Source organism: Streptococcus sp. 23.2, from assembly GCF_016648665.1.
In the GTDB taxonomy this organism is placed as follows: domain Bacteria; phylum Bacillota; class Bacilli; order Lactobacillales; family Streptococcaceae; genus Streptococcus; species Streptococcus salivarius_E.
The window spans coordinates 114,164-122,521 of the sequence record NZ_JACLQJ010000005.1 but is presented as its reverse complement, the minus strand read 5'-3'; the positions used below and the strand labels follow the sequence as shown (position 1 = coordinate 122,521).

Genomic DNA, 8,358 nt, shown 5'->3' with positions numbered 1-8,358 from the left:
AGCGTCTTTAGGCGCTGGCTGGTATTATGGGCTTATAGCCCTTGATCAAACCACCCGTTAGACGGGTGGTTATGATTTTTATTATGTTTTCTTGATAGTAAGCCTCTATCGTTACAAGCTCGTTTGTGGTAAGATGAGTATAGGTCATTTATCTTAGTTCCTTTCAGACAAATGTGGTGTTTATCTGAGCCTAACATAGATGGCTTTTTCTGTCTAGCTTCGTTTTACAAATTGGGTTATTTATTCTTCATAAGATTTGAAGGGTTGATCTTTTTTAGGGTATCGTGTCGGTGTGATTGACAGTCCCATCTTGTCTTTTTCGTGTAGCAATTCAATGACTAGGGAAACCATGATCAGTACCATGATGAGTGAAAATGGAAAGGCTACGATAATCAGCGTATTTTGCAAGGCTACTAAGCCCCCTGAAAGAAGTAAGACGATGGCAATAGTCGCAAGGAGTACGCCCCAGAAGATTTTAAGGTTATTCTTTGGTTTGAGATTCCCATCATCAGAGAGCATAGCTAGCACATAGGTCGCAGAGTCTGCTGACGTGATAAAGAAGGTAATGATCAAGATGATGGCAACAACGGAGGCAATAAAACCAAATGGCAGTTGACTGAAGGTTGCAAACAAGGTCTGCTCACTTGGAAACTGTGTTAAATCTACATTTCCAAGTGATTGAACATGCGTTGAAAGTGTTCCAAAGGTAGAAAACCATAAAAAGCTTAATACAGTCGGTGCTAATAAGACGATGGATAGAAATTGTCTGATACTACGTCCTTTAGAAATTCTGGCAATAAAAACTCCCACGAATGGTGACCAAGAAATCCACCAAGCCCAATAGAAAATCGTCCAAGTATTGATCCAGTCACGATTGTATTGACCAAAGGAACCAGCACTGAAACTCATACGGAAGAAATTGGAAATATACAGTCCGATACTATCGGTCAAGGTATTAAAAATCTGGACTGTGGGACCGATGATTATGGTGATGGCGAGTAGTCCAATCGCTAAAATAAGATTGGTGTTTGATAAGATTTTTACCCCTTTTCCAAGACCAGAAAGGGCTGAAATGGTAAAGAGGATGGTTGTGATAATGATGATAATAACTTGCACAAGGGCATTGTTTGGAATACCAAAGAGGTAGTTGAGTCCCCCATTGATTTGGGCTGCCCCAAAACCAAGAGTGGTTGCCACCCCGATAACAGTAGCGACCACTGTAATCGTATCTACGATCTTACCAAGGATACCGTTTGTTTTTTTACCAAACAAGGGCTTTAAGGTAACCGATAAAAGATATTTCTCTTTTTTTCGGAAACCAAAGTAGGCGAGGGCCAGGGCGATTAAAGCATATATTGCCCAGGCATGGATGCCCCAGTGAAAGAAAGTGTAACGGAAAGCATCGGCTAAGGCTTCCTGCGACCCTGGGGTAGCTCGTACCGTTGAAATGGCATAATGGGATAAGGGCTCTGCGGCACCGTAGAAGACAAGGCCGATTCCCATTCCAGCAGAAAATATCATGGCAATCCAAGAGATAGTAGAGTGTTCAGGCACCGAATTGGGTTCCCCCAGTTTGATTTGCCCAACGGGACTAACCAGGAAAAAGCCACAAAGTAGAACGATTGACGTGACCAGTAATAAGTAAAACCAGCCAAGTTTATCTGAAATAACTTCCCTTAGTTGTTCTGACCAAACTTGGTAGCCGTCAGGCATAACAATACCAAGAAGGACGAGGATAGCCAGTAGCACAAAAGAGGTTTTTAAGACCGGCGTTAAATTTTTAGTTGACATAAAGTCTCCTTTCATTCTCTACCATTATATCAAAAATGATAAAAACTTAAAAATGAGGGGAGATTAGATAACACCCAGCTAGTTATAATTTTTAGTTGATTAACTAGAGACGTTTAAGAACCTAAATTGTCAAATTAAGTTAGACTTTTCAAGTAACTCAGAAAAACTTGGTAGGGTGATTGATAATTCAATGATTTCCTAGGAATTCTATTTCTTGAGAGTGGGACAGAAATCGGTAATTCGTTAGAATTCGATTTCGTCGTCCCACCTCCGCACAGTTGAGTAGGGCTGTAAAAGCTGATGAAATCAGTGTAGTAGAGCCCACTCAACCACTGCGTCTTTCTCGACAATCCAAAGACAAATTGAGAGGCTAGGACTTTTGTCCCAGCCTCATAATTTTGAGAAACATTCGTAAAATCCATTTGTTTCGGTAATCCATTTCGTCCTATATGTTAGTTCTTTTCAGATAAATGTGGTGTTTATCTGAGCCTAACATAGATGGCTTTTTCTGTCTTGCTTAATTTTACAAATTTGGTTATAATAAGATTAATTAAAAAGGGAAAGGAGTCATGCTATCAAAAACGAAGCTAAAATTGAACGTCTTTATGATAAGAGTCGTCGTGGCTTTCTTCGTGGAATCTTTAGTCGTGCTACGATTATCTTCTTAATCATCTTACTGCAGCTTGTTGTTGTGGCCATGTCTTACCTCTGGTTGCATCAATATAGGATACACCTGCAAGTTACAGAAGTAGTCCTTCGTATTCTGGCCATTATTTATCTCTTTCAAAGTGATATGGAGTCGACGGCTGTAAATACATGGCTCCTGATAGTCTTGCCTTTCCCTATTATCGGAACCTTGCTCTTGGCTTATACGAAACTTGATATAGGTTACACAGGGATGAAGCGTGCTATTCAGAGCAATATTGACCGCAGTTCTGGTATTCTGAAACAAGATAATCAGGCCCTCGAAGAGCTTAAACAGCGTCACACCAGCAACTATAACTTGGTCCAATATCTTGAAAATGTGAACGGTTCCTTTCCAGTTTATCGTGACACGAAGACGACCTATTTCCCAAGTGGTGAAGCCAAGTTTGAGGAAATGAAGAAACAGCTCCTTAAAGCAGAGAAGTACATTTTCTTGGAATATTTCATCATTGGTGAAGGTGAAATGTGGGGTGAAATCCTAGCAATCTTGAAACAAAAGGTTCAAGAAGGGGTGGAAGTTCGAGTCCTGTATGACGGTATGAATGAATTTTCAACTTTGAGTTTTGACTATAAGAAACGATTGGAAAAAATTGGCATTCAATCTCGAGTTTTTGCATCGGTAACCCCTTTCCTGTCAACCTATTACAATTACCGTGACCATAGGAAAATCTTGCTGATTGATGGTAAGGTTGCTTTCACAGGCGGGGTTAATTTAGCTGACGAGTATATCAACAAGATTGAGCGTTTCGGTCATTGGAAAGATACTGCCTTGATGCTGGAGGGCCCAGCGGTTGATACTTTTTTAGTTCTCTTTCTTCAGATGTGCACCTATTCTAACGAAACTTTAGATGTTACGCCGTATATGGTTGAACATAAGGCGTTTGATACCCCTGGCTTTGTTGTTCCTTATGGGGATATTCCATTGGACAAGGATAAAGTTGGTGAGAATGTCTATATTGACATCCTTAACCATGCGCGTGATTTTGTTCATATCATGACACCTTATCTTATTTTGGATGGTGAACTACTCCATGCTCTCAAGTTTGCGGCTGAGCGTGGGGTAGACGTTAGTATCATCATGCCTGGTATTCCTGATAAAAAATCAGCTTACTACCTAGCTAAGACCTACTACCCAACACTGCTAGCCTCTGGCGTTAAAATCTATGAGTACACACCTGGATTTATTCATGCCAAGATCTTTGTAAGTGATAATAGTCGGGCTGTTGTAGGAACGATTAATTTAGATTACCGAAGTCTATATCATCATTTTGAGTGTGCGACCTATCTCTATAGGACTTCTTCGGTTCTTGCTATTGAGGAAGATTTCCAAGCGACAAAAGACCAGTGTCACCGAGTCAGCACGACTGACGTTGAAAAACTTCCATTCCATCAAAAGGCCTTAGGCTTATTGACCAAACTAGTGGCGCCATTGATGTAATGTCAATTTTTGTAAGAAGAGGGTTGAGCCCTCTTTTTTTATAGTATAAAATAAAGATAATGAAGTCGAAGGAGAAAATGATGTTAACCATTCGTCCAGCCAACTTGGCTGATGCACAAGCTATTCAGGTCATCTATGCACCCTATGTTGAGAAGACGGCCATTACCTTTGAATATGAAGTTCCCAGTGTTCAAGAATTTGAGAATCGTATCAATAAAACCCTTGAAACTTACCCTTATCTGGTCGCTGAAGAGGATGGACAAGTTCTCGGATATGCCTATGCTTCAACCTACTATGCCCGGACAGCTTATAATTGGACAACTGAATTGTCCATCTATTTGCATGAAGATGCCCGTGGTCGAGGTCTGGGAAGTCAGCTCTATGATGCTCTTGAAGAGGAACTTGAACAACGGGGCTTTTTGCGATTCTTAGCCTGTATTGCTGTTCCGAACGAGGCTAGCATTGCTATGCATGAAAAACGTGGTTATGTCCAAGTTGCTCATTTTCCAAAAGTGGGCTACAAGTTTGAGCAATGGCATGATATTGTCTGGATGCAAAAGACCTTAGATGGTCCTGTCAGGAAAATACGGTAGGAGGCTAGAAATGTCTAGTCAAAGTCGACAAATTGATTGTGTCATTTGCCCACGCCAGAATGATACTAATAATTGAAAAATCGTAGAAAAAGCTCTGAACTGTGAGCTAATTTCTTTGTACTAAAGGAGCCTATATGTCCCAAGAAATAAGTGCCCGGCTATTGCCTCAGAAGCCGTCTAAATGGGCTAAAATTCTACTTAATCGTAAGGTACCTATTTTCCTGTTTTTCTTACTAGAATTGGCCTTTCTTGTCTTTTCATATATTAGCCTACAAGAGCATTTCCCATCCATTATCTTATGGGAACACTTATTGAGTGTTTTTACCTTTTTATATTTGCTCAATCGTTCCATGGACTCCCGTTCCAAACTTTCTTGGTTGATCATCATTGCCCTCTTTCCCATTTTTGGGACCGCCTTGCTCTATTTTTCGCTAGCTGATTTTGGTGTCAGACGTTTGAAAAAGCGTCTTGTGGAAGCTACTCAGCAAACTTCCGACTATTTGGCTACCGAGCCAGAGGTTGAGGACTATCTGCCTCATAGCGATAGGCAACTGCAAAGACTGGCTTATTTTCTGGAGCATAGTCCTGCTCATTTTCCAATTTATAGAGATACTAAAGTGACTTATTTCCAACTTGGAGATGATATGCTTCCGGCCTTGTTGGAGGATCTGAAAAAGGCAGAGCGTTATATCTTTATGGAGTATTTCATCATTGATGAAGGCATCATGTGGGGAGAGATATTAGCCATCTTGGAGGAGAAGGCTAAGGCAGGACTGGACGTTCGTGTTATGTTTGATGGGATGAATGAGATGACCACCTTATCCTACGATTATATCGAGAGGTTACACAAGGTTGGTATTAAAGCTCAGACCTTCTCGCCAATTAAGCCAGTTTTATCGACCTATTACAACTATCGAGACCACCGAAAAATAACAGTGATTGATGGTCAAGTTGCTTATACTGGTGGCGTTAATATCGCTGACGAGTATGTTAATAAACGAGAACGCTTTGGCCATTGGAAGGATACGGCCCTTCGCTTAGATGGTCCAGCAGTTCAAACACTGAAAGCTCTCTTTTTGACCATGTGGACAGTGACTGGAATAGAAGATAAAACGGATATGGAGCACTATCTACAAGAAAAACCTCAACAAAGGAAGAGTTCGGGCTTTGTACTCCCTTATGGCAATTCACCGCTGACCTACCACAAGGTTGCCGAAAATGTTTATTTACATCTTCTGAATACATCAACTAATTATGTCTATATCATGACGCCTTATCTGATTTTGGATGATGAATTGGTCAGAGCCATGACCTTTGCGGCCAGACGAGGTGTTGATGTTCGGATCATTATGCCAGGGATTCCAGATAAACAGTATGCCTTTGATATTGCGACGACCTATTTTAAAGTGCTCTTGGATGCTGGCGTCCGTATTTTCCGCTATACTCCAGGTTTTGTCCATGCAAAAGTTTATGTTTCTGATGGCCAACAAGCTGTGGTAGGTACCATTAACACAGACTATCGAAGTCTCTATCAAAATTTTGAAGACGGGGTTTATCTCTACAAAAATCTGGAAGTGATTAAGATTGAACAAGATTTTGAGAAAACCCAGGCTCTCTCAGAGGAAGTCACTCTGGAAAGTTTGTTGAAAATGCCTATGGCTCATCGTCTATGTGGCTATCTCTTTTCTTTGATTGGACCTTTGATGTAAAAAAGAAGAAATCATATGGATACAAACATTCTTTTGAAATTGTTAGAAGACCAAGCTGATTCAACGAAAGTCCCAGCAATGGAAGCTTATATGAAAAATAAATTCAGCTTTCTTGGCGTTCAAAAACCAATTCTCAAAAAGATTGAAAGAGAGTTTTTTAAGCCTTTCATAAAAAATCCAATTGATTGGACTTTTGTGGAAGAGTGTTGGCAGCAACCTTACCGTGAGTTTCAATATATTGCTATGGATTATCTGGATAAAAAGAAGAAGGAGCTTAGACCTGAAGATTTTCCAAAGCTAAAGGAATTGGCTCAAACCAAATCATGGTGGGACAGTATAGATCAATTGGACCTTATCATCGGAGAGGTTACTTTTCACTATCCAGAAACCAAGAATATCATGCGCCAATGGAGTCTTGATGAGGATTTTTGGTTGAGACGTATTGCCATTGACCACCAGCTTATGCGTAAAGATTTGACAGATACTGCTCTCCTAGCAGAGGTTATCTGTAACAACTTTGGGCAGACAGAGTTTTTCATTAATAAGGCTATCGGTTGGAGTTTGCGCAATTACTCAAAGGTAAATCCTGATTGGGTTCGGGCTTTTATTGATCAACATGCTAGTCAAATGGCATCTCTTAGCATTCGTGAGGCAAGTAAGTATTTATAGAAATCAAGAGCTTGACTCTGTCGTTCAATATGCTAGAATAGAAACATGCGATGAGTCGATTGGCTCTTTGGAGCCTTTTGCGCTGAGGAGGTCTACATTAGATTGTAACGCAGGAGCGGACCTTGAGTAGTTGTGTGAACCTGCTACTCTCATCGAAAGATGCCTCCTATCCCTTACCATTTGGTAGGGGCTTTTCTTTATTCTTGGCCTTTTAACCCTTTTCAACTGGGCTTAAACGTAGTATAATAGATTCACTAAACTAAATTGATAGAAAATTCCGAAAGAGGTTTTACTATGGGATACACAGTTGCTGTTGTCGGTGCTACAGGTGCCGTCGGTGCTCAAATGATTAAAATGTTGGAAGAATCAACACTTCCAATCGATAACATTCGCTACCTTGCGTCTGCTCGTTCTGCAGGCAAAGTCTTGCAATTTAAAGGCCAAGACGTGACCATCGAAGAAACGACTGAAGACGCATTTGAAGGTGTAGATATTGCACTTTTCTCAGCTGGTGGATCTACCTCTGCTAAATATGCACCATACGCCGTTAAAGCTGGTGCAGTAGTCGTTGATAATACATCATACTTCCGTCAAAACCCAGATGTACCATTGGTTGTACCTGAGGTCAATGCACATGCGCTTGATGCTCACAACGGTATTATTGCTTGCCCTAACTGTTCAACTATTCAAATGATGGTTGCCCTTGAGCCAGTTCGTCAAAAATGGGGCCTGGACCGTATCATCGTGTCAACTTACCAAGCCGTATCAGGTGCTGGTATGGGAGCAATCCTTGAAACACAACGTGAGTTGAAAGAAGTTTTGAATGATGGCGTTAACCCACGTGATGTCAAAGCTGAAATCTTGCCATGTGGTGGTGATAAGAAACACTATCCAATCGCCTTTAACGCCTTGGCTCAAATCGACGTCTTCACTGAAAATGACTACACTTACGAAGAAATGAAGATGACAAACGAAACTAAGAAAATCATGGAAGACGATAGCATTGCTGTATCAGCAACATGTGTACGTATTCCAGTCTTGTCAGCTCACTCAGAGTCAGTTTACATTGAAACAAAAGAAGTGGCACCAATTGATGAAGTGAAAGCTGCTATTGCAGAATTCCCTGGTGCAGTTCTTGAAGACGACGTTGCTAACCAAGTCTACCCACAAGCTGTTAACGCTGTAGGTTCACGTGATACATTCGTTGGACGTATCCGTAAAGATTTGGATGCTGAAAAAGGTATCCACATGTGGGTTGTTTCAGATAACCTCCTTAAAGGTGCCGCTTGGAACTCAGTCCAAATCGCAGAAACACTTCACGAACGTGGTTTGGTTCGCCCAACTTCAGAATTAAAATTTGAATTGAAATAGGGAGCAAAACAGAAATCAGTAACTCGAAGAGTTTGATTTCTCCTTCGCTTTTATAATTTAAGATTCAGGCTATAAAAGTCCA

General features: G+C 40.9%; 6 protein-coding genes. 5 read left to right on the top strand and 1 reads right to left on the bottom strand.

Annotation, left to right across the window (positions count from 1 at the left end; translation table 11 throughout):
• Window positions 1–240: 240 nt before the first annotated feature.
• A complete protein-coding gene (locus H7T98_RS04505) occupies window positions 241–1,791 on the bottom strand; it encodes a BCCT family transporter (protein ID WP_037611795.1) in 1,551 nt (516 codons plus the stop codon).
• Between the two features lie 592 nt (window positions 1,792–2,383).
• Here H7T98_RS04505 and cls (H7T98_RS04500) point away from each other — a divergent pair.
• The 5 genes from cls (H7T98_RS04500) (at window position 2,384) to H7T98_RS04480 (ending at window position 8,276) form a co-directional block, all read left to right on the top strand.
• On the top strand, window positions 2,384–3,934 hold the full coding sequence (cls, locus tag H7T98_RS04500; protein WP_201061363.1) for a cardiolipin synthase: 1,551 nt from the start codon (window positions 2,384–2,386) through the stop codon (window positions 3,932–3,934).
• A gap of 80 nt (window positions 3,935–4,014) precedes the next feature.
• Window positions 4,015–4,527, top strand: a complete 513-nt coding sequence (locus H7T98_RS04495; protein WP_037611427.1) for a GNAT family N-acetyltransferase — start codon at window positions 4,015–4,017, stop codon at window positions 4,525–4,527.
• A gap of 134 nt (window positions 4,528–4,661) precedes the next feature.
• Window positions 4,662–6,236: a cardiolipin synthase gene (cls, locus tag H7T98_RS04490; protein WP_048790455.1), complete on the top strand. Its 1,575-nt coding sequence runs from the start codon at window positions 4,662–4,664 to the stop codon at window positions 6,234–6,236.
• A 15-nt stretch (window positions 6,237–6,251) separates the two neighbouring features.
• Entirely contained in the window at window positions 6,252–6,905 is a 654-nt protein-coding gene (locus tag H7T98_RS04485; RefSeq protein WP_038676220.1) for a DNA alkylation repair protein, read from the top strand.
• 294 nt (window positions 6,906–7,199) lie between these two features.
• The gene (locus H7T98_RS04480) at window positions 7,200–8,276 is read left to right on the top strand and encodes an aspartate-semialdehyde dehydrogenase (protein WP_002885363.1); all 1,077 of its coding nucleotides are present in this window, start codon (window positions 7,200–7,202) and stop codon (window positions 8,274–8,276) included.
• The last annotated feature ends 82 nt before the right edge of the window (window positions 8,277–8,358 follow it).

Bases quoted from the DNA above. Each gene is read 5' to 3' on its own strand.
- H7T98_RS04485 (WP_038676220.1), top strand. From the start codon at position 6,252: ATGGATACAAACATTCTTTTGAAATTGTTAGAAGACCAAGCTGATTCA.
- cls (WP_048790455.1), top strand. From the start codon at position 4,662: ATGTCCCAAGAAATAAGTGCCCGGCTATTGCCTCAGAAGCCGTCTAAA.
- H7T98_RS04505 (WP_037611795.1), bottom strand. From the start codon at position 1,791: ATGTCAACTAAAAATTTAACGCCGGTCTTAAAAACCTCTTTTGTGCTA.
- H7T98_RS04480 (WP_002885363.1), top strand. From the start codon at position 7,200: ATGGGATACACAGTTGCTGTTGTCGGTGCTACAGGTGCCGTCGGTGCT.
- H7T98_RS04495 (WP_037611427.1), top strand. From the start codon at position 4,015: ATGTTAACCATTCGTCCAGCCAACTTGGCTGATGCACAAGCTATTCAG.